The following is a 26,371-nucleotide window of genomic DNA, read 5'->3' on the forward strand; positions in this document are numbered from 1 at the left end:
TGTGCGGTAGACGATCTCGCCGGTCAGGCACGCGCTGTTCGCGAACTCCGCCGGGTATGTGAGCATGCCGTCCATGTCACCGGGAAACTGTCGCCTCGGCAAGTCGGCGGACACCGTGCCGTTTGCTGAGGTGCAGGCGGCTACGTTTCGACACCGGTGCACCGGGTAGCTCGGACGGCGAGGAGGTTGACAATGACCGACGCAAAGGACACCTGGGATCCGCCGCAGGACACCGGCGGCCCTGACGCGGTGGAGACCGACCCGGCGGCGCTGAACAGCGCCGAAGACCTGGACGAAGACAGTCTCCGGGTGGATCCGTTCGAGGAAGGCATGGACCCGCCGGAGCACTGGTCCGGTGTGGACAAATACGGCATGACGCCGCGTGAAGAGGCCGAGGCGCGGCCGCTTGCCGAGCGTCTCGAGGAGGAGCAGCCCGATCTGGTCCCGGAGCCGCCGCCGGAATCCGGGCCGTCCGAAGCCGCGGCGATGACCGTCGTCGACGAGATCGCGGCCGACGCCGACGACGTTGTCGCGCCGCACAGCTACGAGGAAGATCTGGGCATCGAGGCCGATATCGCGGGCGGGTCCGTCGCGAACGAGATCCGTCGGCCGGAGCCGCCGGAGTAAGTGTTGCTCGGCTAGCGGCGATGCAGCACTGGCGATGAGGGTCCGAGTTCGGTCGGCGGGGCGCGCTGCCAGATGGGTTGTCCCGGTATTCCTTTCGGCAGCGCGCCTTCCGCTACGGTTGCGCGCACACGCGATCGACGGGACCGATGAGTTTTCGACGCGGGCACCGTCAGTACGGATATGACGAGAACAACACACACCCTCGAGACCGCCGACTTCGCCATCGTCTACGACGTGCACGGGCCGCTACCCACCGCGGATGGACGCCCGCCGCTGGTCATGGTCGGCCTGCCAATGGACGCCACCGGTTTCACGACGCTGGCCTCGTATTTTCCCGATCGCACCGTGGTCACCTACGACCCGCGCGGTATCGGGCGCAGCACTCGCAAGGACGGCCGGGTCGACAATGTGCCTGAGGTCCACGCCGCTGACCTGCACGCCCTGATCGAGGCGCTCGGGACCGGGCCGGTCGAGATGTTCGCCAGCAGCGGTGGCGCGGTCGTCTCGCTCGCACTCGTGACCGCCTACCCCGATGACGTGTCCACCTTGGTGGCACACGAGCCGCCGCTCATCTCCGTGGTCCCCGACGCCGCCGCAGCCGAGCGCGCCCGCGCGGGTTACCGAGATGCCTACGAGGCCAAGGGATTCGGCGCAGGCATGGCGGGCTTCATCGCCATGACCTCCTGGCAAGGCGAGTTCACCGACGACTACTTCGCCCAGCCCTCAGCCGATCCCGCCATGTTCGGCCTGCCCAGCGAGGACGACGGCTCCCGCGACGACCCGCTGCTGTCCGACCGATCCTGGGCCGTCAGCAGCTACCGCCCCGACATCGCCGCCCTCACCGCCGCCCCCACCCGAATCGTCATCGCGGTCGGCGAAGAGTCCCTCAACACCTTCACCGGCCGAGCCCCCGTAGCCGCCGCCGAACTCCTCGGTCGGCAAGCCACCGTATTCCCCAGCCACCACGGAGGTTTCGCCGGCGAAGAATTCGGCTACCCCGGCCAGCCCGAAGCCTTCGCCCGCAAACTCCGCGAGGTTCTGGACACCACTGAGTAGTCAGCTCGCGCCGTTTGTAAGCTTCGCGCTGTGGCGACGGTCGATCAGGTCATGGCATCGTTCTGGAGTGACTCCGACTACGGTGTTCTCGCTCCGCTGACGGATGCGGCGGTTCGGGATGCAGAAGAGCAGTTGCGGGTGCGGCTGCCTCCCGCGTTGGTGCGGCTCTTGCGGGTGCGCAACGGTGGGACCGTCGCCGAACAATGGAATGCGTCGCCACTTCCGGTGCCGTCGTTCGCTCGAAGCGACTATGCACGGTTCGACATGGTCATGGGGATCGGCCGTTCCGACGACTTCCAGACGATGCTGGACACGCCATACCTGGTGTCGGAGTGGGGTCTTCCGTCGCCGATCGTGCTGCTGGATGGTGACGGGCACAGCTGGGTCGGACTCGACTATCGCAGTTGCGGGCCTCGCGGCGAACCCACCGTGACGTACTTCGATGCGGACCAAGAGGATTCGTTGCTCCTAGCGGCCGACTTCGAGACGTTCCTGGCCGGTTTGACTGCGGCCGAGTCCTTTTGGTGATATTCAGGACTCGACCGCAGCAGCCGCAGGTGCGCCATCTATCGGGCCGATCAGGTGTGGGGTGCAGGGTGTTTCGGCGGATCAGGCCGGGCACGCCTGAGCGACCTCGATGTAGTTGGGGCCCCAGCTGCGGTAGGCGGCGCCGCCGTGGCCGGTTTCTTCGTAGGCCATGAGGCCGTGTTGTCCGGCGGTTTTGGGGGTCCATTGGATGCTGACTTCGCGGATGTCGGGTTCGTGGACGGCGGTTCCGATGAGGATGCCGTTGTCTTCGAAGCTGACGATGCCGCCGACGCCCCAGTAGGGGTTCACGTCGACGGTGATGGTGTAGGTGCTTCCCACAGCGTGGTTCGTGCCGGAGACGGTGGGGTAGGCGGGCTCGGCAGACGCCGTCGGCACTGTGTACAGCGCGGCGACGAGTACTGCGAGACCGATGCCGCCTCGGCGGATCATGGTTCGTAGCGACAAGGTGGATCTCCTTTTGCCTGGTGACACAACATCATTCGGGGCCGGACCGGGGAGGCGGATGATGAGGCGCGACAGTCCGCATGGAAGCTGAACCCGATGGGCTGGCTGAGCGCCGGCGACGTACGCGGGCGACTCGTGCGCTGACGATCGATCACAGCGACTCGCATCTAACCCCCCATATCCCTTGCGGCAGACGCACTCCCAAGGCGCCGACCCGTCAGGACCTCGACCCGCCCTGTTGGCGGACCCCCGTATAGATAGTGGCACATAGTGGCCGGATCTGACGGGGCATGATGGCCGGATGGAGTCGAATCAGCGCAGTGAACCAGGTCAGGTTGCCGGAGAGTACGAGACGCTCACCGGGTTCCTGCGATTTCAACGAGAGACGCTGGCTTGGAAGTGTTCCGGGCTTACTCCGGAACAGCTTCGGCTGCGGGCGGTGCCACCTTCGGCGCTGTCGCTCCTCGGACTGGTTCGCCATTTGACCGACGTGGAACGGACCTGGTTCACGCGGGTTTTGGAGGGTGACGAAGCGCCGCTTCTGTATTGGGGCGAGGATTCCGCTGACGACACCGACTTCGAGGTCGAGGGGGCCGATGCTGAGGAGTCGATTAGGTTGTGGGAGAAGGAATGTGCTCGTTCCAGGGAGATCGTCGAGGCGAGCGGATCGCTCGATAGAGTCGGTACGCGTCGGTCATCCGGTGCCACGTACAGCTTGCGATGGATCCTCACTCACATGATCGAGGAGTACGCGCGCCACAACGGGCACGCCGACCTGCTGCGGGAAGTCATCGACGGTCAGACCGGTGAATAGCTGCGGGTCGCTGTCTCCGAAAGGGCGCCCGGCCCGCACGTTCGCGAGTGCCGACACGCTGAATCCACGGTGCTGTACTCCTCCGCCACCGTGTCCCGCTCGCCCGCGGACCCCGTGTCGAGAGGAACATGACGGTGCCGCTACTCGCGCTTCTGCGCCACCGTGTCCCGCTCGACCTCCGATCCCGTGTCGAGCGGGACGTGGTGTGGGAGAGCCCGCGCTTTGATGTTGGTCGGCTGGTGAGGGTGTCGGTGGGGCGTGGGATGCTCCCGATGTGACCGTTTGGGACCTGCTCGATATCGATCGGGCGCTGCGCGCGAGTTGGGCGGCCGATACCTGCTCAGCCGATGATGTAGCCCGTGCCGCTTGGCAAGTCGACAATCCTGCCTGGGGGCATTGCGACATCACGGCCTTGATCGTCAACGACATCTTCGGTGGCGATCTGATGACGGGGGAGGTGTGGCTCGGTGCGGAGCAGCACGGGTTTCACTGTTGGAACCGTTTGCCCAGCGGCATGGAACTCGACCTGACCCGTGAGCAGTTCCGGCTCGGTCAAATCATCACTGCTGCAAGCGCTGTCGAGCGCCCACGTGACCGACTACCGCGGCGATGGGACGAGTACCTGCTCCTGCGCGAGCGCGTCATCGCCCATCTCGGCCACCTACCCGAACCCGCCGAGTCGGCAATCGCCCGTAAGGGGCGTGATCGATCTGGAGCGCCCCGCGGCTGATTTACCCCGCAACGACCGATCAGCCAAAGATGTTGCAGCAGTGCCGGATTTTGATACCACATCTAGCTCGCCCCGGGCAGCCAGAGCGTGGTCCAGTCGGTAGCTCAACGAACGGACAACACCTCGCTCCGCCTGGCCTGCAACAGCTCTCGACGCTTCTCATCCTTGATCCACCTCAATGAACCAGGCTTGCGCGCCTCGTCCGCGAGGTGTTTCAGCGTGTGCCGGCACACGAACTCCTTGAGCTTCGCGGCAGGGCCGCCGGCGAGGTGGAACTTGGTGGCGGTGTCGTCGTTGGCGGCGAATTGGAAGAGCCCGGCGCGACGGCCCAGGCTGAGGCACTGCCCTGCGAAACCCAGGTTGATGGGTGCCGGTTGCTGATCGGCGATCCGGCTGAGCACCGTGTCGGCGGCGTGTGCGCCGATCCGCGTTGCGCTCTGGCAGCTCATCCGGAACGGCAGGTTCGACGGTGCCGCTGAGTCCCCGGCGGCGACGATGTGTGCGTCGTCCACGCTGGTCAGCGTCTCATCGGTGAGCAGCCTGCCCACCGCGTCGGTGCTCAGCCCGCTGCGTACGGCCAGGTCGGGTACGCCGAATCCGGCGGTCCAAATGGTCACCGCGCTGCGCAGCGTGTGGCCGCCGCTCAGCCGCACCACGTCGGGCGTGACGGCGGTAACCGTCGCGGCGGGACCTTCGAGCACGGTCACCCCGAGTTTCGCCATCCGCTTGGCCACCGAGCGCCGGCCTCGCGGATGCAGATACGGGCCGAGCACCGAACCGCACACCAGCGTCACCCTGCGACCTTGCTCGGCCAGCTCGGCGGCGACCTCGATGCCGGTCGGACCGGCTCCGACCACCGTCACCGCGGCCGTCGCCGCATCGAGAACCGGCCGCAACCGCTGAGCCTCTTCCAATGTGCCCACGGGATAGGCGAATTCGGCCGCCCCGGGCACTTGCGGCTCAGCGCTCCCGCTGCCCACCGCGTAGATCAGGTAGTCGTAGCCGACCACCCCTCCGCTGGCCAAACCCACTCTGCGCGCGGCCACGTCGACCTCTGTCACAGTGTCTACGACCAGCTGAACACCCTCAGCCAGGATCTCCCGGTAGTCGACGACCGCGTCGCCGGACCCAGCCACCAACTGATGCAGGCGGATCCGCTCGACAAAGTGCGAACGCGGGTTGATCAGCGTCACGGTCACGTCGCCGCGCTGCGTCAGTCGGTTGGCCGCCAGCACACCGGCGTACCCGCCGCCGATCACGACCACATCGGTGTTCCCAGTCATGGTGTCTCCTTACTTGCCGGGGTTCGGGAATAGGACACTTGGCGACCGACTTTTGTGACAGGTGTGAGGCAGGCCACGCCCGGGAGCGTGGACCGCGACCTGTCGGCACCGGTGCCACGCTGATCACGCCGTCGACTCGTACGATGGCGGCATGCCCGTCGAGCCTGTTCGTGTTGCTGGGGCCGAGGTGGATGTCGCTGTCCCAGCATGGCCGGGACGGGTGGCGGGGGTCAGTATGGCCGGGTTCCGTAGCCGGGCACAGAGTCCGGTCGAACTGCCGATGGTGCCTTACCCGGCTCTGACGGTGTTCATCGATTTCGGTGACGTGTTTCTCGCTGAGGCGGCCAGTGGTGTGCGAATGCATGGCGGTGGTGTCGTCGGTCTCGGGCCTGCCGGTGTGCGCGGGTGCGGGCGGGAGGTCGACCTGCTGCAGGTGCGGTTGTCTCCGGTGGTCGCGCATGCGGTGCTGGGCACGTCGTCGGAGTTGGCGGGGACGGTGGTTGCCCTCGATGAGCTGTGGCAGGGCGATGCCGTACGCCTTCGGGAGCAACTGCACGCCACCCGATCCTGGGATGAACGATTCGCGATCGCGGAAACCATGCTCGGTCGTCGGCTGGGGGAGGGGCGGGTGGTGCATCCGGAGGTCGCCTACGCCTGGGCGCGAATCATGAAGAGCCGGGGGCAGATTCGGGTGGAGCGATTGGCCGAGGAGGTGGGCTGGAGCCGCAAAAGGTTGTGGTCGCGGTTCCGTTCGCAGATCGGGCTGACGCCCAAGCGTGCCGCGCAGCTGGTTCGGTTCGACTATGCGGCGCACCGTCTTGCGGGAGGGGACAGTGCCGCGTCGGTGTCGGCCGAGAGCGGTTATGTCGACCAGTCGCACCTGTATCGGGATGCCAGGAGCTTTGCCGGGCTGACGCCGACGGCGCTTGCGGTCGCGCCGTGGTTGGCAGTCGATCCCGTCGCGTGGGCGCCCCGGTCCACGCGCGGCGGCGGTGCCGCCGCTGAGCGCGTGACCGTCCGCTGAGCGCGTCGCTGTGCTGAGCGGGTGACACCGCGCCGACGCCCGCGACACAACGCCGACACCTGCGACCTACATCCGGCCTCGCGGACCCGAACTCCGGAGCGGGAACATTTTTCCAATACAACCGGTCGGATTCCGTCGATGCTGACTCTCATGTCCGCAAACACGCGCTCGACACCGGCTGTCCGGTCGGCCGACGCGGTGCCGTCGAGGAGGAATGACATGAACGCCGTAACTGGCATCGAACGCCCACCGCTCGGTTACCGGCTGCTGCACACGGTGCAGAAGGAGCCGGACTGGTCGACGATCACCGACGAAGAACTGATCACCTACCGCGACGCGGCGAACCGCAAGGCAGCTGCCCGCCTGAGTCGAGTGATCACCGGATTCCCGGATCGTCGTGCCACGATCCGTTGGCAGGAGGTGACACTGGCCGACAGGACGGTCCAGGTCAGGGTGTACCGCCCCACCGCCGAGCATGCCACCGCGCTGCCGCTCGTCCTGCACGTGCACGGCGGCGGATTCGTGGGGACGGCACCGCAATGCGATTGGGCGAACAGTCATTTCGCCGCGCGACTGCCCGCGATCGTCGTCTCGGTCGAGCACCGCCTCCTCGCGCCGGGGAGCCCACTCTCGGCGGCCGTCGACGACGGCTGGGATGTGCTGCGCCACCTGGCAGAGAACGCTGCGGACTGGGGGATCGACGCGGCAAGGATTGCGGTGGCGGGGGAGAGCACCGGCGCATTGATCGCCGCACTCACCGCGATCCGAGCCAAAGCCGCCGACCTACCGCTACGAGCCCAGGTATTGACCAATCCCGTTGCCGACGTGACGGATTCGATGTTCGACTACCCCTCCATGGTCGAGCACGCGAACAGCCCGGGGCTGACCGTCGCGAGGTTGCGGCTGTTCCGCGAATTGGCAGTCCCCGAGGGAACAGATCCCCACGCGGTGTCACCCCTCCACGCCACCGACCTGAGCGGACTGGCCCCAGCCCTCGTCGTGGTGCCGACCATCGACCCGGTAGCCGACCACGGTCGTCGTTATGCCCAGCGGCTGGGCGAGTTCGGCACCCCCGCAAGACGTTCCGAACATCGCGGAGCCCCACACGCCTTCCTCGCCCTGCCCGGCGTGGTCCCACAGGCCAAGGCCGCACGCGCCGAGATCACCGAGTTCCTCGACGGGCACCTAGCCGAATCACAGTCGACCGCGCGTCCGACGAAGGCGACGGCACGATAGTCCCCGATTCCACGGGACCGGCTGACTGTGGCGTTCGCCGAAGCCTGTCAGTCGGCGGCGTCCGTAAGTGCCGCTGCGGTCAGCGTGAGGTGCTGGGTCAGGGTGGCGGCTGCGGTGTCGGGGTCGCGCGCCAGGGCGGCTTCCTCCAGCTTGCGGTGTTCCTCGTCACCGTCCCGGTCGGGGTTGCGGCGGGAGGACCAGCGGCGGGCGAGTTCGCTTGCGGTCCACAGTCGGTCGAACGTTTCCAGGAGGACGGGGTTGCCGCAGCCTTCCAAGAGGGTGCGGTGGAAAACGCGGTGGGCTTCGGACCAGGCGTCGCTGTAGTACTCGCCTTCGTCCGGCACGTACGGCGGGGTGCGGGACAGGCGGTGGTGGGCCGCTCGGACGCGCGACTCCCAATCGAGGTCGCCGCGTTGGATGGACATGCGCAACAGGACCGGCTCGACAGTCCGGCGGGCCTCGGCGATCTCCTGCCAGCGGCGGTCGGAGAAGGCCGGGACGGCGAAGCCACGGTTGGGCAGCCGGTCGGCGAGGCCTTCGCCGACCAGCCGGACGAGCGCCTCGCGCACGACGGCCAGGCTCACACCCTGTTCCTTGGCGAGGTCCTGCGGTTTGAGCGCGTCACCGGGGGCGAATCTTCCGCGCATGATCGCGTCCCGCAGGTGCGTGTAAATCTGCTCGGTGAGCATCTGCTTTCCCGATGAGGTCGAGGAGTGGGCCGTCCGGGTCATGCGTCAAGCATAGACGATCGGAGGGATAATCGATTATCTGTGTTAGGGTCGATCCTGTGGCGGCGTCCTGATCGGAACATCCCGCCACTCCACAGCACGGCCTGAAAGGAACGACGCGATGAGCGCCAACGACCCCTTCGCTCGCCTCCCCGAGGCGGCCTCCTTCACTGTCACCAGCGCCAACGTCACCGACGGCGCGCCCTGGTCACTCGAGCAGATGTCCGCCGGCGTCCCCGGTGGTAAGGACATCTCCCCGCACCTGTCCTGGCGCGGCGCACCGGACGGCACCAAGAGCTACGCCGTCACCGTCTACGACCCTGACGCCCCGACCGGGTCCGGGTTCTGGCACTGGGCGGTCGCCGACATCCCCGCCACCGTCACCGAACTGCCCGAGGGTGCGGGCGACGACACCGGTTCGGGCTTGCCCGAGGGCGCGATCCAACTGCCCAACGACGCCCGCGCCGCCCGCTACTTCGGCGCCGCCCCGCCCGCCGGTCACGGTCCACACCGCTACTTCGTCGTGGTGCATGCCCTCGATGTCGAGTCCATCGGTGTCCCCGCCGACGCGACCCCGGCGCTGCTCGGCTTCACCATGGCGGGACACATCCTCGGTCGCGCGGTGTTGACCGCCACGGCGGAGACGCTGCCCGAGGGCGAGACCGCTACGGCCGTAGGTAAATCCACCGAACGAGTCGAGGTCTCCCGCCTCATTCCCGCCCCCGCCGCCACCATCTTCGCGGTCCTCACCGACCCGAAGGGCCACGTGGACATCGACGCCTCCGGAATGCTCCTCGACGCCGAAGGCGAACCGGTGCAACAACCCGGCGACCGATTCCTCGTTCACATGGACCGCGAAGCCCTCGGAGATTTCCCGCTGGGCAAGTACGACGTCGAAGTCGTTATCACCGAACTCATTCCGGACAAGGAGATCGCCTGGACCGTGCAGGGCCAGATCCGGCCTCCGGTCCGGCACGTCTACGGCTACCGACTGGAGCCCGCCGAGGGCGGCACCCTCGTCACCTCGTACTACGACTGGTCACAAATCAGCGAGGAGTGGAAGTCGCGCCTGACTTTCCCGGTGGTCCCCGAGTCCGCCCTCAAAGCCACCCTCGGCATCCTCGAACGGACCGTCCGCCGCAGGACCGCCGCCTGACCAGGGCCTGAAGGCCTCGCACGGGACACGCTCGGGTCGCAACCGGCTCGCCGGACCGCGCCCCGAGCATCCTCGACCCGGAACGCGAAGCCCCCAGCAACATTTCGTGGCCGGTTTATCCAAGCATTCCCCACCACCTATGCCGGATCATGAACGTTGGAGTGGGGAGTACAAATGACCAATAGATACACCGCAGAACAACTGCGGGTGCTGCTCGAGCGCGGCGCCGACTCAACGAACTCGATCACCGATCGCATAGCGATTCACGTGCTGCACCGTGCGGGCTTGCTCGGAAAACAATTCCTGGGCAACTACATCAGCATCGAGACCGTTGCCCAGGGCGGCGATCAAGTGCGCCTCGCATTCATCCGCGATTGGTCCGCCCTCGCAGACCAAGACGAGCGCCTCAGCCGCACCGAGCGACGCTGCCTGGAGCTGGCCGCCTGCATCGCCCTGAGCGTGCCGCACCCTGCCACCACCGGAAAGGTCACTCCCGCAACCCCGCTGAAGATGCACGTCTGCACCCAGAACTGAAAATGGCACACCATGATGCGGGAGACCCGCACCATGGTGTGCCATTTCATCGATCAGGCGGGCAGTCCGGCTTCGATCGTCTGGATGATGCGCGGGCGGAGCTCTGCGGTGCTGATCACGGCATCGACCGAGCCGACCTCGACAGCGCGCTGAATGTTGTGCACGCGGTCGAATTCGGCGGCGACGTTGCCCAGTTTCTCGGTGCGCACCGCGGACCGGGCCTCGTCGAGTTCCGCGGTGAGCGTCGCCCGATCGGTGCCGGAGGCGTTCGCGGCGCGCGCCGCGAGGTCCCGGACCCGAGGATCGGCGGCGGTGCGCGCGTTGACCTCGCCGGCGAACACCACCGCGGCGGCCGGCGCACCGCCGAGCACGGAGGCGAACGATCCTTCCAGCGCGAGCACGGTCATATTCGGGTTCAGCGCCTTCGAGAACACCACGAACGCGCCACCGTGATACCGCGAGATCACGCAGAACACAATGGGCCCTTGGAAGTTCACGATCGCCCGGCCGATCTCGGCGCCGTACTCCAGCTGGAGTTTGCGCATCGATTCCGGCGACCCGTCGAAGCCCGACAGGTTCGCGAGCACCACCAGCGGCCGGTTGCCGCTGGCCGCGTTGATCGCCCGCGCGGCCTTCTTCGACGACTGCGGGAACAGGGTGCCCGCGGTGTAGGTGTCCGGGCCGTCGGTGGACGGGTAACCGCGCCGCGGCACCCCGCGTGACTCGATACCGAGCAGGCACACCGGGATTCCGCCGAGGTGCGCGTCCTGCACCACCGCCGTTTCGGCGTCGGCCATGCCGGCCCAGCGTTCCAGCACCGGGTGGTCCTGGTCGGCGAGCGCCCGCATCACGGTCCGAATGTCGAAGGGCTTCTTGCGATCCGGATTGGCCGCCGCGGAGAAGATCTGACCGACGGTGGTGAAGTCGCTGTCGGCCAGCAGATGCGGGAAGTCGGAGACGTCGCGGTCCACCGGATCGCTGGTCTGCGAACGTCGCGGCGTCTGCTCACCGGGCGCGATGTAGGTGTGGTCGTAGTGCGACATCAGCACTTCGCGGGCCGCGGCGAGATCCGGTGCCCAGTACTGCGCCTGTCCGTTCGGGCCCATCACTCGGTCGTAGCCACCGATACCGAAGTTGTCCTCGGCCGACACGCCACCGGAGAAGTCCAGCGCCTGCTTGCCGGTGAGCACCATCGCGGAGTCCGGTGTCATCACCAGGATGCCCTTGGTGTGCATGAGCATTGTGGCTTCGGCGTTCCAGTACGGCTGCGCGCCGACGTTGATGCCGGAGACCACGATGTTGATTTCGCCGCCGTCCTGGGTGAATTCGACGATCCGCTTGAGCGCGGCCGCCACCCAGTCCATGTTCTCGGTACCGGACTCCATCGAGATCCGGGCACCGGAGGACAGCGCGTACCACTCCAGCGGCACCTGCAACCGGTCGGCCAGATCCAGCGCCGCGATCACTCGGCGGCATTCCGGTTCCGACAGTGCACCAAGCGATTTCGTCGGATCGCCGAGCAGGACCACCCGGGTGACACCCTGCGGATGCTGCGGGGTCGGCGTGCTGACCACACCGGCGACGATCGCCGCGGTGTTGCGACCCTTGGGCCGGTCGACCGGCACCAGCACATGGTCGGCGTCGAGGTCGTACTCGGTGAACTCGCCGAGCAGCCCGGTGAGCTCGTAGGGGTACACGGTGTTGCGGCTGCTGGCCCGCAGCACCTTCTGCCGGTACGCGTCGAGCGGCTCGATCACGTCGTCGGCCCGCTCACCGATGGTCACCTCGGTGAGGTCGAAGCCGATGCGCACGGCGACCTTGGTCAGCTCGCCGGTCTTCGGATCACGCTGGCGCGCGATGAGCAGGATCTCTTCGAGCCCGGCGCCCGCGGTGGTCGGCCGCACGTGCTTGACGACCGTCTCCAGCTCTTCCGGCGTGACATCGATCGGCGGCCAGATGTACATCACGATGCGGTTGGTGTTGAACCGGTTGGCCGACGGCCGCAGCGACTGCGCCCGGCGGATCGAGTCGAGGCAGGTGGCGATGGCGATCTCGGCGGTCGGCAGCGCGAGCAGCCTGCCGTCCTGCTCGCGCAGTGCGGCCAGGTCCCGGACCTGCGCGAACGCCATGAGGCGCTCGTCGGACGGGTTGTCCTTGGCGACACAGCGGAACAGGTACACCTCTTCGTCGTCCGAGGACGGCAGCCGGGTGAGATCGAACTTGCGCAGCCGCTGCATCTGCATCCGCTGGGCGATGTACGGGTGCAGCCCGCGGATCAGTCGCTCCTCGGCCATACCGGTGGCCGACGGACGGAAGGTGAAGTGGTGGTGCATGACCGCGCCGCCGCTGCCCGCCACCGCGACGGTGATCCGGTGCACCTGGCTCGGCAGCTGATGCGCGCCGAGCACCTCGTGCAACGCCGCCGCCATCGCGTCGAAGTCGGCGGGCTGCTTCTCCCAGCTGAGGTAGATGTCGGCGTCGATGGACGCGGAGCCGCGGGCCAGTTCGGTGAGCCCGCGCAGCGTGTCCGCCAGCGCGTCGAAGCGCACGGCCGCGGAGACCAGGCTCAGGCCGCGGCGCTCGGCGATCACGAAGGTGCAGCCACCCACCTCGTGGGTGCGTACCCCCTCGAGACCCTTGTTGCCGTAGTACCGACGGGTCAGTACCTCCAGCATGACCGTGTTGTCCTGGTTGCCGCGCACCAGCCGCTGGCCGAGCAACCGCACCAGCGGCTCGGTGCTGCGCACCATGTCGGAGATGCGCTCGGCGCGATCCGGCGAGTCCGGGTGCGCGTCCAAGTGGCGCAGGTGCTTTCGGATGTTGGTGTAGACGCGGGCCCGGTTGCGCCGCAGCAGCGGCTGGCCGTACCAGGCGTACACCACGCCGCGCGCGAGGTCGGCGATCACCGGGAAACGCACCTGGGTCGCGGCCACCAGCCGCTCCAGCGCCAGGCCGACCGGCTCACGCAGCGCCCGGTCCGGCATCGGCTCGCGCAGCCACTCGCGCAGCAGCGTGGTGATCACGGTGACGGTGTCGGACGGGCGTTGCTGGGCGAGGAAGATCCGGAAGACCGCCGCCTCGAGCTCGGGCGTGCGCTCCAGTTCGGTGACCCCGTAGTGCCCGAGCGCGTTGGCGAGCTTGGCCTGGAACGACTCCGGCAGCCCGGCCCGTTCGACATCGAGGCTCTGCAGGTAGGTGTGGAAGTACTCGCGCGCGCTGTGCACGTGGCTGTACTGGCCGTCCTCACCCGAGGAGCGGTTGTGGCTCAGCTCGGCGAGGTCGGCGAACACCTCCATCAGTTCGAGTTCCTCGGCGAGCGGCCTGCGACCGTCCGCGAGCGCCGTCTGGCGCGCGGTGAGGTAGTCGTCGAGCACGCGGCGATCGTCGTGCGGGTCGACGTCGTAGCCGAGCAGCAGGCTGCGCAGATCCTCTTGGCCGCGGGTGGTCAGCTCGTGCGGCTGGATCCGCGCGGACCCGACGGGCAGGTCGAGCTCGACCGTGCCGACCGCGGCCTCCTCCGCCTCGTCTCCGTCGCCGAGCGGCTCGAGCCACAGCAGCGGCGCGCCGGTCTCCACCTGGCTGCCGACGGACACGACGCATTCCTTGAGCCGCGCCTTGAACGGCGCGCGCAGCACCGTCTCCATCTTCATGCTCTCCAGCACGAGGACCGGTCCGCCTGCCTCGACCTCGGCGCCGACCGCGAGCGGCGTGGCGACGACCAGTGCGGGGGCAGGGGAGCGGACCACGCCGCCTTCGTCCCGGCTGATCCGGTGGGTCACCCCGTCGACGTCGACGAGATGCACCGGGCCGTGCGTGCCGGTGGTCAGCCGGTAGCGGGTGCCGTTCACCATGATCTGCCCGGTGTGCCGGTCGAAACGTTCGAGATCGACGTCGGCGGTGCGGATGTCACCGGCCGCCTCGATGCCGATGCGGAACCGGTGGGCGCCGATGCGTGCGACCCGCACGCGGTAGCTCGCGCCACGCAGCTTGAGATCGAGCGGCCGTCCGCTCTCGTGCTGGACCTGCGGACGCCCGCCGGACGCGGTGGACAGCAGCCGGTGCCGTTCGGCCCGCTCCTCTTCCTCGTACGCGTCGATGGCGGCGGCGGCCAGCGCGATGGCGGAGTGCCGGTGCGAGACCAGTCGTCCCTCGCCGCGGACGCGGTCGATCCAGCCGGTGTCCGCGCTGGCGTCGATCACCTCGGGCTGGTTCAGCAGGTCGAGCACGAAGCTCTTGTTCGTCGCGCCGCCCTCGATAATGACCCTGGTCTGCGCCACCGCCCGGCGCAGCCTGCCGAGCGCTTCCTCGCGGTCGCGGCCGTAGGCGATGATCTTGGCGATCATCGAGTCGAAGTCGGCAGGGATGGTGTCGCCCTCGCTGACGCCGGTGTCGACCCGGATGCCGGGGCCGGCGGGCAGATTCAGCCGCGCGATGCGGCCGGGGGCGGGGGCGAAGTCGCGGTCGGGATCCTCGGCGTTGAGCCGGGCCTCGATGGCGTGACCGCGTTCGATGGGCATGTCACCCTCGAGCTTGCCGCCGGAGGCCACGTGCAACTGGGCCCGGACCAGGTCGAAACCGGTGGTGTACTCGGTGATCGGGTGCTCGACCTGCAGTCGGGTGTTGACCTCGAGGAAGGCGAACAGCTGGTCACCGGGGTGGTAGAGGAACTCGACGGTCGCCGCACCGCGGTAACCGACGGCGATCGCCAGCCGCTCGGCCGACGCCTTGAGCTCGGCCGCCTGCTCGGGGCGCAGCACCGGTGAGGCCGACTCCTCGATCACCTTCTGATTGCGCCGCTGCACCGAGCAGTCGCGGACGCCGAGCGCCCACGCGGTGCCCTGACCGTCCGCGATCACCTGCACCTCGACGTGCCGGGCGCCGGTGACCAGGCGCTCCAGGAACACCACGCCACTGCCGAACGCGCGCGCGGCTTCCTGACGGGTGCGCTCGTAGGCGTCGACCAGGTCGGCGTCGTTGGTGACGACCCGGATGCCGCGCCCGCCGCCACCGGCGGTCGCCTTCAGCATCAACGGGTAGCCGATCTCGGCGGCGGCCGTCATCGCGGCTTCCACGGTCTCGACCGCGCCACGGCTCCACGGCGCGACCGGCACGCCGACCTCCTCGGCGATCAGCTTCGCGCCGATCTTGTCGCCGAGCTTGCGCATGGCGTCCGGGCTCGGGCCGATGAAGGTGACACCGATCTGTTCACACAGTTCCGCGAACGCCGGGTCCTCGGCGACGAAACCCCAACCGACCCAGGCGGAGTCGGCCCCGGTCTCCACCAGCGCCTTTTCCAGCGCCTTCAGATCCAGGTAGGGGCGGGCGGCGGCCGGACCGAGGTCGTAGGCGATATCGGCTTCGCGCACGAACGTCGCGTTCCGGTCGACATCGGTGTACAAAGCGACGGTTTCGATCGGTCGCGCGGTCGCCGCGGCCAAGTCTCGGACGGCGTGGATGAGGCGCATGGCGGCCTCTCCCCGGTTCACGATGGCGATGCGGCTGAACACTCGCCGACTCCTTCCTCTCCTGAAAGCTGACCCGTTGATCGGGTGAGGTTTGCAACTCTCGGTCCCGCGTAGTGTGCACCTCAACTACAAATATGTGCACACCCGATCGGGTGTTACCGGTCCGTAGGTTGTGGGAACCCACCATATTTGGCTCGATCAGGCCGATTCCGGTGTCCGGCGCGGTCCGGAATCACCCTCGCACAACGATGATTCACCTCGCTCGGGGATTCGGCGCAACGCTGTGGGATTCCCCTGGGTCCGGTGTCCAAGTCGCCCCGGATGCCTCCGGCCGGGTTCCGGCACCGGGCCTAGGCTTGGCTGGTGGTGTTCGACTCGCCTGACTTCGATCTCGCACGGTACGCGGACTTCGACATGCCGGCCTATGTGCGGCGCACCTACTGCAGTTGGCACGACGCGAGCTGGCGGTCGCTGCTGGTGCAGTGCTTCGACCATGTGCGCGAGGCGGACGACCTGCCGATGCCCGGCGCGGCCGATCTGCATCTGGTGCTCTACGTGGCGGGCGACGTGGCGATGCGCAGCCGGGCCGACGGGAAACCGATGCGCAGGCGCTGGGTCCCGGGCGATCTGGAGCTCATCGTCCCCGAGTCACCGAGCTTGCGCGCTTACCGGGCGGCCTCGGCGATGCGCACTGTTCAGGTGCACATTCCGTCCGGGACCGTCGAACGGGTGGCCGCCGAGCTCGACGGTGGGAAGCCGGACTTCGAGGCGCTGGCGGCCGCCGTGCACGCGGGTGATCCGGTGGTCGAACAGCTGATCCGAGCGCTGCCGGCCGCCGACGGCACCCACGACATGTATGCGGAGTCCGCAGCGACGTTCCTCGCGACGCACCTGCTCACCCGCGGTCGGCACGCGCCGCCGCCGGGCCCGGAACACGCGGCGGTCCGCGCGAGCGTCGCCGTCATGCGGGAACGGTTGGCCGAGCCGCTGACGTTGGCCGATATCGCCGCCGAAGTGCATCTGAGCGTCTATCACTTCATCCGGGTGTTCCGGGAAGCAATCGGCGAGACACCCCACCGGTTCCTCACCCGGTTGCGCATCGAGCAGGCGCAGCGGCTGCTGTCCACCACCGACCTCACCGTCGGGCAGATCGCCGACCGGTGCGGTTTCGCGAGTCCGGGCGCGCTGTCGTCGGCGTTCCTGAGCCAGGTCGGCGTCCGGCCGTCGGTGTACCGCAACATCTGACCGATACGCGGCAATTCGGCGCATCGCTGCGGGGCGGGCCCGTCGCTTAGTTTCGAAGCAGGCTGGCAACCTGTGAGCGAAAGGACGGCGGATCATGCAGAGTTACGACGCGACCGCGACCTCGGCGGCATCGCCCGCCATTGTCTGGCGCCTGCTGCTCGATGCCCGGACGTGGCCGGTCTGGTCGACCGTCGACGCCCTGGTGCCGGAACGTTCCAGCGGGCTCGATCCGAACGGCCGTGACGGCGTCGGTGCGGTGCGCGCGTTCCGGACCGGGCGGACGGTGACCGGAGAGCGGCTGACCGGACTCGTCGAGGAGAAACAACTCACCTACGAGGATGCGTTCAACTGGAGTCTGCGCAACTACCAGGCGGTCATCGATCTCGTGCCCGCCGCGGACGGCGGCACGATCATTCATTGGTACGGAACGTATTCCGCGCGCTGGGGCACGGGCTGGCTGCTGCAGCGTGTCATGCGGCGCGTCATGCAGCAAATGGCGGATGGCCTTGCCGCGCACGCGGCGGCAGCGGTAGTAAAAGAATGAACTGATTCCGGCGCCTGTCTCGCCCGCCGTTGTGCGCCAACCCCTATCAACCCCTACCCGTAGGCGCGTGAGCACGCGCACGGCAGCGCCGACCGGCCCGAGCCGACCACGCGCGACCTGCGCGATTCTGTAGATGTTGTTCCGGCGCAGCATCTTTCAGTCATGTAGCAACCCCTATTCGACGCCGCCGACCGGCCGAAATCGTGTGGCAGGGTGATCGGGTATGAAGACGATCCTGATCACCGGGGCGACATCGGGTATCGGCCTCGCGGCCGCACAACAGTGCGCCGCGCAGGGGCATCGGCTGGTCCTCGTCGGACGAAATCCGCGGAAGCTGGCCGATGCGGCGACCGCCGTCCGGGCCGCCGGTGCGGGCGGCGTGGACACCCTCGAATGTGACTTCGCCGCGCAGGCGTCGATTCGTCAGCTCGCCAAAAGTGTGCTGGCGCAATACGACCGGCTGGATGTGCTCGCCAACAACGCGGGCGGCTACCAGAAGAATCGCGTCGAGACCGAGGACGGCATCGAGACCACGTTCGCCGTCAACTACCTCGGCGGCTTCCTGCTGACCGAACTGCTCATCGATCTGATGGTGCGCAGCGCTCCCTCGCGCGTCCTGTTCACCTCCTCGGTGCTGCATTTCGGCGCCACACTGGATTTCGACGATCTCGGTCTCGCGCGCAAATACTCCGGCGAGCAGGCCTACAGCCGATCGAAACTCGCCACCATCCTGTACGCCAGGGCGTTGGCACACCGTGTCGAGGGAACCGGGGTGACCGTCAACGCCTTTCACCCCGGCGCGGTGGCGACCGGCATCTGGGATTCGATGCCGTGGTTCGGGCAGCCGCTGGTCGCGCTGGCCAAGCGGCTGTTCATGATCACCGCCGAGGAAGGCGGTCGCACGCTCACCTATCTCGCGACCCATCCCGAAGTAGCCGCGGTCACCGGCGCTTATTTCCAGAAGAACCGCATCAAGACTCCGTCGCGTCGTGCGCAGGACGACGCGCTCGGACAGCAGCTGTGCGAGGTGAGCGCGACCCTGGTCGAGTCCGCCGACTAGGCGCAGCGGCTAGGCAGTCCACGACAACGTTGTCGAAAGTCCAAGCGACACATGATGTTTGTCATCGACTGATCTGCAGAAAGCAGGGGCTATGCAGCGTACGCGTTTCGAGTCGATCGGCTCGTACACTCCCGAAACCGTCCGTTCCACCGAGGAATTGATCGACAGTCTGGCGGTGCCAAGGTCGCTCGATCTGGAGCGGATCACCGGGATCAAGAATCGGCGGGTCTACGACTCGCGTCCGGATCACTATGAATCATCTTTCGACTTGGCCTTACAGGCCATCGACGATTGTCTGCGACATTCGGATTACCGCGCGGACGAGCTGGACATCATCATCTCGGCCTCCATCACCCGCACCCGCGGCAAGGACGTCTTCTGCTACGCGCCGGCCTTCGCGCTGATGCTCGGCAACGCGATCGGCGCGACATCGGCCCGGCATTTCGACGTCTCGAACGCCTGCGCGGGCATGATGACCGGGGTGCTGGTGCTGGACCGGATGATCAAGGCCGGGGTGGTGCGCAACGGTCTGGTGGTCAGCGGCGAACAGATCACCCCGATCGCGGAGACCGCGGTGCGGGAGATCAGCAAACCGTACGATCCGCAATTCGCGGCACTGACCGTCGGGGACGCGGCGGTGGCGGTCGTGCTCGACGATCGCGGCGACGACCACGACGAAATCCACTACGTCGAATTGATGACCGCCGCGGGCGGGGCCGAGCATTGCCTCGGCATGCCCAGCGACCAGTCCGCGGGCATCGCGCTCTATACCGACAACCGGGCGATGCAGAACGAGGGCAGGTACCTGCAGGCGATCAACCGCATGGACGCCTTCCTGAAGGAGACCGGGCGCACCTGGGAGAGTGAGAAATACGACTACTGGATCCATCATCAATTCAGCGGACCGGTCATCGAGTATCTCGGGCACTTGACCGAGCAGCACTTCGGTACCCCGATGCCGCAGGCCCTGAATGTGCTGCACGAGTACGGCAATACGGCCTCGACCTCGCATTTCCTGGTACTGCACGAGTATCTCGCGCAGCAGAAGATTCCCAAGGGGTCGAAGGTCCTGATGATTCCCGAGGCGTCCGGCATCGTGTCCGGTCATCTCGCCGCGACAATTTCGCGTCTGGAGGCCTGAGCCATGGGTACCACGATTGTCGCCGCCGCGACGAACACCGATCTCGACACCGGCAGCTATTTCGAACTGGCCGCCCGCGCGGCCCGCGCCTGCCTGGCCGGCTCGGATGTCTCCGTGGACGAGATCGGCATGCTGATCAACGTGGGAGTTTTCCGGGACGACAATATTTCCGAGCCCGCCGTGTCCGCGCTCATTCAGAAACGGATCGGCATCGGCCTGGAATACCAGCCAGGGCGGGTACCCGCGTTCTCCTTCGATCTGATGCACGGCGCCACCGGCCTGCTGCACGCCATCAGCACCGCGGAATGCTTCCTGGCCACCGGTGAGGTGGAGTACGCGCTGCTGGTGGCGGGGGACACCCACCCGTCGACGCAGCGCTACGTCGCGGGGTTCCCGTACACCACCGGGGCCGCCGCGGTACTGCTCGGAAGCACGCCCACCGCAGGCGGATTCGGCCGCTTGCATACTCAGGAGACCACCGGGTCGGCGGAGCCGTCGGCCTGGGTATCGCTGGAAGAGGCCGGTGCACACGGACGCTCGGCCATGCGCGTCCGGCACGGGCTGGAAGATCCGATCACGCTCGCGGCGGCGGCAGTTCGTGACTGTGTGGCCGAGGAAGGCCTCGACAGCGACGATTTCGCCGAGGGGCGAGCGGTTCTGCTCGCTCCGGCCCCCGCACTGGGATTCCGGGCCCGCCTCGCCGAAACGCTGGGGCTGGTACCGGAATCGGTCGTCGGCGTCGCCCCGGTGATCGGCGATCCGTACACCGCGGCGCCGGTCCACGCGTACCTGAACGCGCGGGAATCCGGTGCGCTCGGCCAGGCTGGCACGGTGCTGTTCCTGGCCGCCGACGACGCCGCGGCGGCCTGTCTCACCTATCACCCGCAGCCGACGGCAGTGGTGACCGGGCGTAGGGTCAGCGCCGCCGAGAGCGAAAGATGTTGATGTAACTAACATTCCGCCATATCGTTCGGCGCCGTGCCCGTGATCTTGTTGCCGCGAATCGAGGACAGGTCGCGGTGCGGCGACCTACGCTAGTGGCACCGGCTGGATCAATGGGGCGTCCAGGTATGCCCCCGCTGCGACGATGCCGCGTCTTCAGCGCACCCGAGTTGTCTCTTCGATGGTGCCTTCCCCAGTCGGGCACGCCTCATCGACGAAGGGGACTCGGGTATGCACGGGCAGATCGAGCGCGAAAAGTGGTCGTTACTACACAGATCCGAGGTCGGTCGGGCCATGGCCGTGCTGGGCAGCGCTAGCACGGTCGGCTTGGTCGCCGAACTGCTCGCCGCCGACGAGGCGGCGGTGCGCACAGCCGTCCGCCGGCTTGCCGTCGGCTCGTCCGGGCGGGCGTTGTTCGATCTCGACATCGGTGACCGTATTCTGCGCGACACCCCGGCGGAGGTGCGCCGGGAACTGCATCGTCGTGCTGCGAAGCTGTTGCATGACAAAGGGTTTCCAGCGGCGGTAGTGGCCGATCACCTGGTTGCCGCCGGCGCCACCGGGCATCCGTGGGCGGCGGGGGTGCTGCTCATCGCCGCGGCGGAGGCGTTGGCGAACGACCAGATCGACCGTGCCGTGCAGCGACTGGAGTTGGCCTACCGGGTGACTCGGGACGCGGCCGAGCGCGCCACGATCGCGATCCGGCTGGTGCGCGCCGAGTGGCGGCTCAGCCCGTCGAATCGGACGCGGAACTACACCAGGGTGCGCGCGGCCATCCGTGCGGGCCGGGTGCCGATGGCGGGTCTGCCCGCCGCCGCCATGTTCCTGCTCTGGCACGGGCAGACGCAGTACGCCGACCAGGCGCTCGGACAACTGGATTGCAGCAGGCTCGACGAGGCGGCACCGAAGATCGACTTCCTGTGCGCCTGGCTGCGGTCCTCGCATCCGCCGCACGCGCAACGGCATCAGCGGTTGCTCGCGGCCCAGGCCCGGCGACGTCCGGCGGTCGCGGCGCGACCGTCACCGCATCTACTCGGCGCGCAGCTGCTGAACGGCCTGTTCGACGGGTGTCCGCCGGAGGCAACCGTAACCCTCGCCCAGCGTTTGCTCACCTGTCATCGGCTCGCCGCGAGCACCGTGGAAACCCTTGCGGCAGCGGTGCATTGCTTGATCTACACCGACCGGTTGGACACGGCTGCCGCCTGGTGCGACTCGCTGCTGGCCGAAGCCGAGGCGCGGCGGGCACCGACCTGGCAGTCGATCTTCGCCGGGCTGCGCGCGGAAACGATGCTGCGCAAAGGGAATGCGCGGGCCGCGACCGATGACGCCATGCTCGCGCTGAACGTGGTCCCCGCCGAACACCTCGGGGTCTGGATCGGCATCCCGATCGCGGCGCTCATTCGCGCGCACACCCTGGCGGGCAGGCACGCCGACGCCGAGGCGCAACTGCGCAGACCGGTGCCCCGCGCGCTGTTCGAGTCCCGGTTCGGCCTGCTCTATCTGCATGCCCAGGGCCATCACCAGCTTGCCGTCGGCTGCGCCGACGAGGCGCTGCGCACCTTCCGCCGCTGCGGTCACCTGATGCGACGCTGGCAGATGGACTATCCCTGGCTGGTGCCGTGGCGCAACGACATCGCCGCCGCGCACCTCGCGCTCGGCGAACACCGGCACGCCCGCGCCGTCGCGAACCGCCATCTCGACCTGCTCGGCGCCGCGAGCCAGCACCGCACCGGCGGGGTATCGCTGCGCCTGCTCGCCGTGGCCGCCGACCGCTACCAGCGGGTCCGCCTGCTCCGAGACGCCGCGGCGATCGCCCGCTCCGGCGGCTGCGACCTCGAATTGGCCACGGTCCTAGGCGAACTCGGCGCCGCGCACCGCGCCGTCGGCGACCACGACAAGTCCCGCACACTGATCCGCGAGGCCACCCGGCTCGCCGACTCCTGCGGTGCCGACCCGCTGCTGCGCGACCTGCGCGGCGACCGTCCGCCGCGCACCGCGCCCATCGCCCGATTACGCACGCACGCCCACGGTCTCGACGCCCTCAGCCCCGCCGAACGCCGCGTCGCCGAACTCGCCGCGCACGGTAAACGCAACCGCGACATCGCCGCCGCCCTCGACATCACCACCAGCACCGTCGAACAACACCTCACCCGCGTCTACCGCAAACTGGACGTCGCCCGCCGCACCGAACTGGCCTTCGTCCTCGGCGCGGTACGGCGACCGACGACCGGCTCGTCCGTCGCCGTCACCCGATAGGTGCGCCGCTGATCTTGCGTCCCTCGCGCACTTCTGGCAGTTTCGGTAATTGTCTCGGTGCGTAGCTCGATGTGAGTCGCCTCGCCCTCGTGCGCACGCGCCGAGGCAGGCCGGTGACAGCGATCGGTTCTGTCGGCGGATTCGATCGAATGGTGAGGACACCATGGACTCTGCACTCATCTCCGTGGGCTTGCCGGTGGTTTTGATAATCATCATGTTCGGGCTCGGGCTTTCGCTCACCGTCGAGGACTTCACCCGAATCGCGAAGAGCCCCAAAGCCGCCGCCATCGCGCTGGTGTGCCAGCTGCTGGTGTTACCGATCGCCGCGTTCGGTCTGGTCAAACTGTTCGATCTGGCGCCACTGCTCGCGGTCGGCGTGATGCTGCTCGCGGCGTCGCCGGGTGGCACCGCGGCGAACCTGTTCAGTCACCTGTTCCACGGTGACGTCGCGCTCAATGTGTCTCTCACGGCAGTTAATTCGATCATCGCGGTGGTCACCGTCCCGCTGGTCACCAACTTCGCCATCGATCACTTCGACCCCGGCGAGTCGGGCTCCGTCGGTTTGCAGTTCGGCAAGGTCGTCCAGGTCTTCTCGATCGTGCTGATCCCGGTCGTGCTCGGCATGCTGGTGCGCAGGTTGTCGCCCGACTTCGCCCACCGGATGGATCGGCCGGTGCGCATAGGTTCCGCGCTCACCCTGACCCTCGTCATCCTGGCGACCATCGTCGACCAGCGCGCCGACATCGTCCCCTACGTGCAAGCCGTCGGGGTCCCCATGATCCTGTTCTGCTTCATCAATCTGAGCGTGGGCTACACCGTCCCCCGACTCCTCGGCGTGCAAGGCCGCCAGGCGATCTCGAGCTCGATGGAGGTCGGCATCCACAACGGTGTCATCGCCATCACCATCGCCGTCAGCGTGCTCGGCAGTATCGAAATGGCGATCCCCGCAGCCGTTTACGGTGTCGCGATCTTCCCGATCGCGACGGCTTTCGGTTGGCTCGTCACCCGGCGCCGGTCACCCGAAACCCCAGCCGAATCCAGCCCAGCAGTGGGTGATTCCGATGCGGCGCTCGGGGATTCTTCCGCGCGCTGATCGTCAGCGATGGTGGGTGGTCGTTTCCTGCGCCTGTGCGTGCACCGTCAATAGCAGGCGGTCGAAGGTGGTGCGTTGCGGTAGTGGGCCGCCGCCCATCTGAGTGATTGCGGTGACGAGCAGCTCGGCCAGCCGGCGCAGCTTGGTGTTGGTTTCCTGGGATCGCCATTGCAGGACGCGGAAGGCCTGTTCGGCGTTGATGCCGTATACGAGCATCAGTGCGCCCTTGGCTTGTTCGATCACCTCGCGGGCCTTGATGAGGTCGGGCAGCAGTTCCTCGGCGAATTCCCGCCGCCCCTGTTCGACGGAGTCGCTCACATCGACGTAATACCCCGTGGTGCCGACGACCGCGCCGTCCTCGTCGAGCAACCGGTCACCGACCACGATCACCGAGTGCACCTCGCCCGCGGTGTCGATGATCCGGTGCTTGCTACAGAACGGCTGGCCGGTACCGATCGCCTCGGCCAACGTGGCCGCCACCTGCGCCCGATCCTCCGGATGCTCGTGCGAGAGCACCAACTCGCTCGTCAACACCACTGCCCCCGGCGCATACCCATGCATCACCGCCACTTCGTCCGACCACTCCCACCGCTGATCCGCGAACCAAAAGCGAAAGCTGCCAACACTTTGTGGCCGACCGGCAACCTGCCCGAGCGCATCCGCACACCCCCGACCGCCCTGCCCGAACTCCGTCACAACGCCAACTATCGAAGCGAACCACCCCCTGCCGCGAGGGTCCAAGGTCACCAACAAAGCCGATGGTGTGTTGCGTTATCGCGGCGGGTCGACCCGTTCGAGCTTCGTCCAGCCCGTCCAACCGCGCTCGCGCAGTAGCTCGATCAGGCGGTGGATGGATGGGGCGGTGTCGCGGGCGAGGGTGTCCAGGAGGGTGGCCAGGGCGGGGTCGATGTTGCCGCCGACGTATTCGTCGCCGTGGTTGTCGGCTAGTCGGGTGAGGTAGGTGGATATCTTGTCGACCAGGGCGATGAGGATCAGGTCGTTGTCGGTTTGGTCGAGGGCTTGGCTGAGGGTTAGGTAGAAGTCGATCAGTGGGGAATCGGCGAGCTGGGATTGCTTGCGGGCCATCAACTCTGGGATTCGGTCGGGGGAGTGGGCGGATAGGGGGATCCAGCCGTCTCGTTCGACTTGGATTATGCGTTCGTCGACGCCGAGTGCCCGGAGGTGATCGAGAAAGTCGACTACCTCCGGGGGGAGAGCCAGACTTTCTCCGGCGGTGAGGCGGGCGATGCGGTCTCGGTGTTGTTGGCGCAGCTCGATTTCCGCCTGTAGGCGTTTATCGATGTCCACTACTGCTGCGGCGAATTCTTGTTCGTCGGCCTGGAGCAGTTCTCGGACGCGCGCCAGGGGGACGCCGGCCTCGGCGAGGGTTCGGATTTTGATCAGTTCGACTACGGCAGCGGCGTCGTAGCTGCGATAGCCGGAGTGGTCTCGTGCCGGTTCCGGCAGTAGTCCCTTGGCGTGGTAGTGCCGGACCGCGCGCACCGTTACGCCGGCGTAGGACGCGAGCTTGCCGATGGTGAGCATCGAACCAGTCTCCCTGAACGGCGAATCGGTTCACGAAGTCGCTTGTTCGGCCGCAGTGTGTGCACTCCGGATGATGCGTGCGATGTCGGGAGCGTGCGTGACGACCAGTCCGTGCGTGGCATCGAGCAAGGAGGTGGTGATATCCGGCCGCTCGCGGACGAGTCGCTCCATACCCGCCCGCCAGAGCCGATTGTGCCGCGGTGCACGCCCTTCGCCGCTGTCGCCGGCCATCGCGGTCGCCATGATCAGGTGGATCGGACAGTCGATCTTGCGGTAAAGGTTCAAGATTCCAGCCCCGACCACATCGATCTCGAGGTCGATTCCGGATCGGATCACATCCAGTTCGAGATTCAGGTCGAGTATTTGCTGGGCGTTGAGCAACACCTGACTCGGGGTTCCCTTGATGGTCTCCTGCTGAGTCACCACGTATTCCCACAGTGCGCGGAATTCCGGCAGGTCGGCCTGGGTGATGAACGGTGCGGGCAGCGGATTCGCTCCGTCGATGAGGATGAGCCCGCTGACGGTGTCGGGATATTCGGAGGCGTAGTGCAGGATGAGGTCCGCGCCGTACGAGTGGCCCGCGAGCAAGGGGGCGGTGGGCAGGCCCAGGCGTCCCACCGCTGCCATCACGGCCCCGAAGTCGCCGAGGAACGCGTCGAAGGCGTACTGGTCCGCGGGCGAGGAATAGCCGTGGCCGCGTAGGTCGAAGGTGAACACCTCGAAGGCGCGGCGCAATAGCTCGACCAGTTCGTGCAGTTCGGCCTGTGTCGAAGTGAGACCAGGGCACAGCACCAGCGGCCGACCTTCGCCGCCCCGAGTCACCGGAATAGTGACACCGTCGTGGCGGACGGTGAATTGTTCGGTTTTCGTAGTCATACCGACCATGCTGAACGGTTGAC

General features: G+C 67.4%; 23 protein-coding genes and 1 pseudogene. 17 read left to right on the forward strand and 7 right to left on the reverse strand.

Annotation, left to right across the window (positions count from 1 at the left end; translation table 11 throughout):
• Positions 1-192 precede the first annotated feature (192 nt).
• The 3 genes from NN4_RS12475 (at position 193) to NN4_RS12485 (ending at position 2,211) form a co-directional block, all read left to right on the forward strand.
• Positions 193-627 carry a hypothetical protein gene (locus NN4_RS12475; protein WP_147130080.1) on the forward strand — a complete coding sequence of 145 codons (435 nt, stop codon included), beginning with the start codon at positions 193-195 and terminating at the stop codon, positions 625-627.
• A 180-nt stretch (positions 628-807) separates the two neighbouring features.
• Positions 808-1,683 (forward strand): alpha/beta fold hydrolase, encoded by an 876-nt coding sequence (locus tag NN4_RS12480; protein WP_147130081.1) that lies wholly within the window; start codon positions 808-810, stop codon positions 1,681-1,683.
• Between the two features lie 30 nt (positions 1,684-1,713).
• Positions 1,714-2,211: an SMI1/KNR4 family protein gene (locus tag NN4_RS12485; protein WP_147130082.1), complete on the forward strand. Its 498-nt coding sequence runs from the start codon at positions 1,714-1,716 to the stop codon at positions 2,209-2,211.
• Positions 2,212-2,292: 81 nt separating this feature from the next.
• On the opposite strand, the gene NN4_RS12490 is transcribed toward NN4_RS12485, so the two are convergent.
• A complete protein-coding gene (locus NN4_RS12490) occupies positions 2,293-2,676 on the reverse strand; it encodes a hypothetical protein (protein WP_147130083.1) in 384 nt (127 codons plus the stop codon).
• A 301-nt stretch (positions 2,677-2,977) separates the two neighbouring features.
• Between NN4_RS12490 and NN4_RS12495 the strand changes: the two genes are divergently transcribed.
• Positions 2,978-3,490 carry a DinB family protein gene (locus NN4_RS12495; protein ID WP_147130084.1) on the forward strand — a complete coding sequence of 171 codons (513 nt, stop codon included), beginning with the start codon at positions 2,978-2,980 and terminating at the stop codon, positions 3,488-3,490.
• A 274-nt stretch (positions 3,491-3,764) separates the two neighbouring features.
• Positions 3,765-4,220, forward strand: coding sequence for a YunG family protein (locus NN4_RS12500; RefSeq protein WP_147130085.1), 456 nt, complete (start codon positions 3,765-3,767; stop codon positions 4,218-4,220).
• 104 nt (positions 4,221-4,324) lie between these two features.
• Here the strand turns inward: NN4_RS12500 and NN4_RS12505 are convergent, their stop codons facing one another.
• Positions 4,325-5,503, reverse strand: coding sequence for an NAD(P)/FAD-dependent oxidoreductase (locus tag NN4_RS12505; protein ID WP_147130086.1), 1,179 nt, complete (start codon positions 5,501-5,503; stop codon positions 4,325-4,327).
• A gap of 151 nt (positions 5,504-5,654) precedes the next feature.
• Between NN4_RS12505 and NN4_RS12510 the strand changes: the two genes are divergently transcribed.
• On the forward strand, positions 5,655-6,527 hold the full coding sequence (locus NN4_RS12510) for a helix-turn-helix domain-containing protein (protein ID WP_147130087.1): 873 nt from the start codon (positions 5,655-5,657) through the stop codon (positions 6,525-6,527).
• A gap of 219 nt (positions 6,528-6,746) precedes the next feature.
• Positions 6,747-7,763, forward strand: a complete 1,017-nt coding sequence (locus NN4_RS12515; RefSeq protein ID WP_147130088.1) for an alpha/beta hydrolase — start codon at positions 6,747-6,749, stop codon at positions 7,761-7,763.
• 47 nt (positions 7,764-7,810) lie between these two features.
• Here the strand turns inward: NN4_RS12515 and NN4_RS12520 are convergent, their stop codons facing one another.
• Positions 7,811-8,494 carry a GntR family transcriptional regulator gene (locus tag NN4_RS12520; RefSeq protein ID WP_147130089.1) on the reverse strand — a complete coding sequence of 228 codons (684 nt, stop codon included), beginning with the start codon at positions 8,492-8,494 and terminating at the stop codon, positions 7,811-7,813.
• Between the two features lie 118 nt (positions 8,495-8,612).
• Between NN4_RS12520 and NN4_RS46050 the strand changes: the two are divergent.
• The 3 genes and pseudogenes from NN4_RS46050 to NN4_RS12530 form a co-directional block, all read left to right on the forward strand.
• Positions 8,613-9,134, forward strand: a pseudogene (locus NN4_RS46050) (YbhB/YbcL family Raf kinase inhibitor-like protein); the annotation flags it as partial.
• Positions 9,114-9,647 carry an SRPBCC family protein gene (locus NN4_RS45690; RefSeq protein ID WP_425574286.1) on the forward strand — a complete coding sequence of 178 codons (534 nt, stop codon included), beginning with the start codon at positions 9,114-9,116 and terminating at the stop codon, positions 9,645-9,647. The pseudogene NN4_RS46050 and the gene NN4_RS45690, both read left to right, overlap by 21 nt.
• Positions 9,648-9,821: 174 nt before the next feature.
• Positions 9,822-10,181, forward strand: a complete 360-nt coding sequence (locus NN4_RS12530; RefSeq protein WP_147130091.1) for a hypothetical protein — start codon at positions 9,822-9,824, stop codon at positions 10,179-10,181.
• Between the two features lie 53 nt (positions 10,182-10,234).
• On the opposite strand, the gene NN4_RS12535 is transcribed toward NN4_RS12530, so the two are convergent.
• Positions 10,235-15,688, reverse strand: coding sequence for an ATP-binding protein (locus NN4_RS12535; RefSeq protein ID WP_147130092.1), 5,454 nt, complete (start codon positions 15,686-15,688; stop codon positions 10,235-10,237).
• A gap of 321 nt (positions 15,689-16,009) precedes the next feature.
• Here NN4_RS12535 and NN4_RS12540 point away from each other — a divergent pair, with 321 nt between their 5' ends.
• The 7 genes from NN4_RS12540 (at position 16,010) to NN4_RS12570 (ending at position 23,927) form a co-directional block, all read left to right on the forward strand.
• Positions 16,010-16,891, forward strand: a complete 882-nt coding sequence (locus NN4_RS12540) for an AraC family transcriptional regulator (protein ID WP_222595041.1) — start codon at positions 16,010-16,012, stop codon at positions 16,889-16,891.
• Between the two features lie 94 nt (positions 16,892-16,985).
• Positions 16,986-17,435, forward strand: a complete 450-nt coding sequence (locus NN4_RS12545; protein ID WP_147130093.1) for an SRPBCC family protein — start codon at positions 16,986-16,988, stop codon at positions 17,433-17,435.
• Positions 17,436-17,658: 223 nt separating this feature from the next.
• A complete protein-coding gene (locus tag NN4_RS12550) occupies positions 17,659-18,495 on the forward strand; it encodes an SDR family NAD(P)-dependent oxidoreductase (RefSeq protein WP_147130094.1) in 837 nt (278 codons plus the stop codon).
• Between the two features lie 91 nt (positions 18,496-18,586).
• Positions 18,587-19,636 carry a 3-oxoacyl-ACP synthase III family protein gene (locus NN4_RS12555; protein ID WP_147130095.1) on the forward strand — a complete coding sequence of 350 codons (1,050 nt, stop codon included), beginning with the start codon at positions 18,587-18,589 and terminating at the stop codon, positions 19,634-19,636.
• A 3-nt stretch (positions 19,637-19,639) separates the two neighbouring features.
• Positions 19,640-20,581: a hypothetical protein gene (locus NN4_RS12560; RefSeq protein WP_147130096.1), complete on the forward strand. Its 942-nt coding sequence runs from the start codon at positions 19,640-19,642 to the stop codon at positions 20,579-20,581.
• Between the two features lie 228 nt (positions 20,582-20,809).
• Complete coding sequence (locus NN4_RS12565; protein ID WP_147130097.1) at positions 20,810-22,834, forward strand: LuxR family transcriptional regulator; 2,025 nt, start codon at positions 20,810-20,812, stop codon at positions 22,832-22,834.
• A gap of 163 nt (positions 22,835-22,997) precedes the next feature.
• Positions 22,998-23,927: a bile acid:sodium symporter family protein gene (locus NN4_RS12570; protein ID WP_147130098.1), complete on the forward strand. Its 930-nt coding sequence runs from the start codon at positions 22,998-23,000 to the stop codon at positions 23,925-23,927.
• Positions 23,928-23,930: 3 nt separating this feature from the next.
• Here NN4_RS12570 and NN4_RS12575 read toward each other — a convergent pair whose 3' ends face one another.
• Genes NN4_RS12575 through NN4_RS12585 form a run of 3 tightly spaced genes read right to left on the reverse strand, consistent with a single transcriptional unit; the run spans position 23,931 to position 26,348 of the window.
• Entirely contained in the window at positions 23,931-24,674 is a 744-nt protein-coding gene (locus NN4_RS12575; RefSeq protein ID WP_371865648.1) for a PAS and ANTAR domain-containing protein, read from the reverse strand.
• Positions 24,675-24,698: 24 nt separating this feature from the next.
• On the reverse strand, positions 24,699-25,472 hold the full coding sequence (locus tag NN4_RS12580) for a MerR family transcriptional regulator (RefSeq protein ID WP_147130100.1): 774 nt from the start codon (positions 25,470-25,472) through the stop codon (positions 24,699-24,701).
• 30 nt (positions 25,473-25,502) lie between these two features.
• The gene (locus tag NN4_RS12585) at positions 25,503-26,348 is read right to left on the reverse strand and encodes an alpha/beta hydrolase (protein WP_246180836.1); all 846 of its coding nucleotides are present in this window, start codon (positions 26,346-26,348) and stop codon (positions 25,503-25,505) included.
• Positions 26,349-26,371 lie beyond the last annotated feature (23 nt).

Origin of the sequence: Nocardia ninae NBRC 108245 (assembly GCF_007990755.1) — a bacterium.
Lineage (GTDB): Bacteria > Actinomycetota > Actinomycetes > Mycobacteriales > Mycobacteriaceae > Nocardia > Nocardia ninae.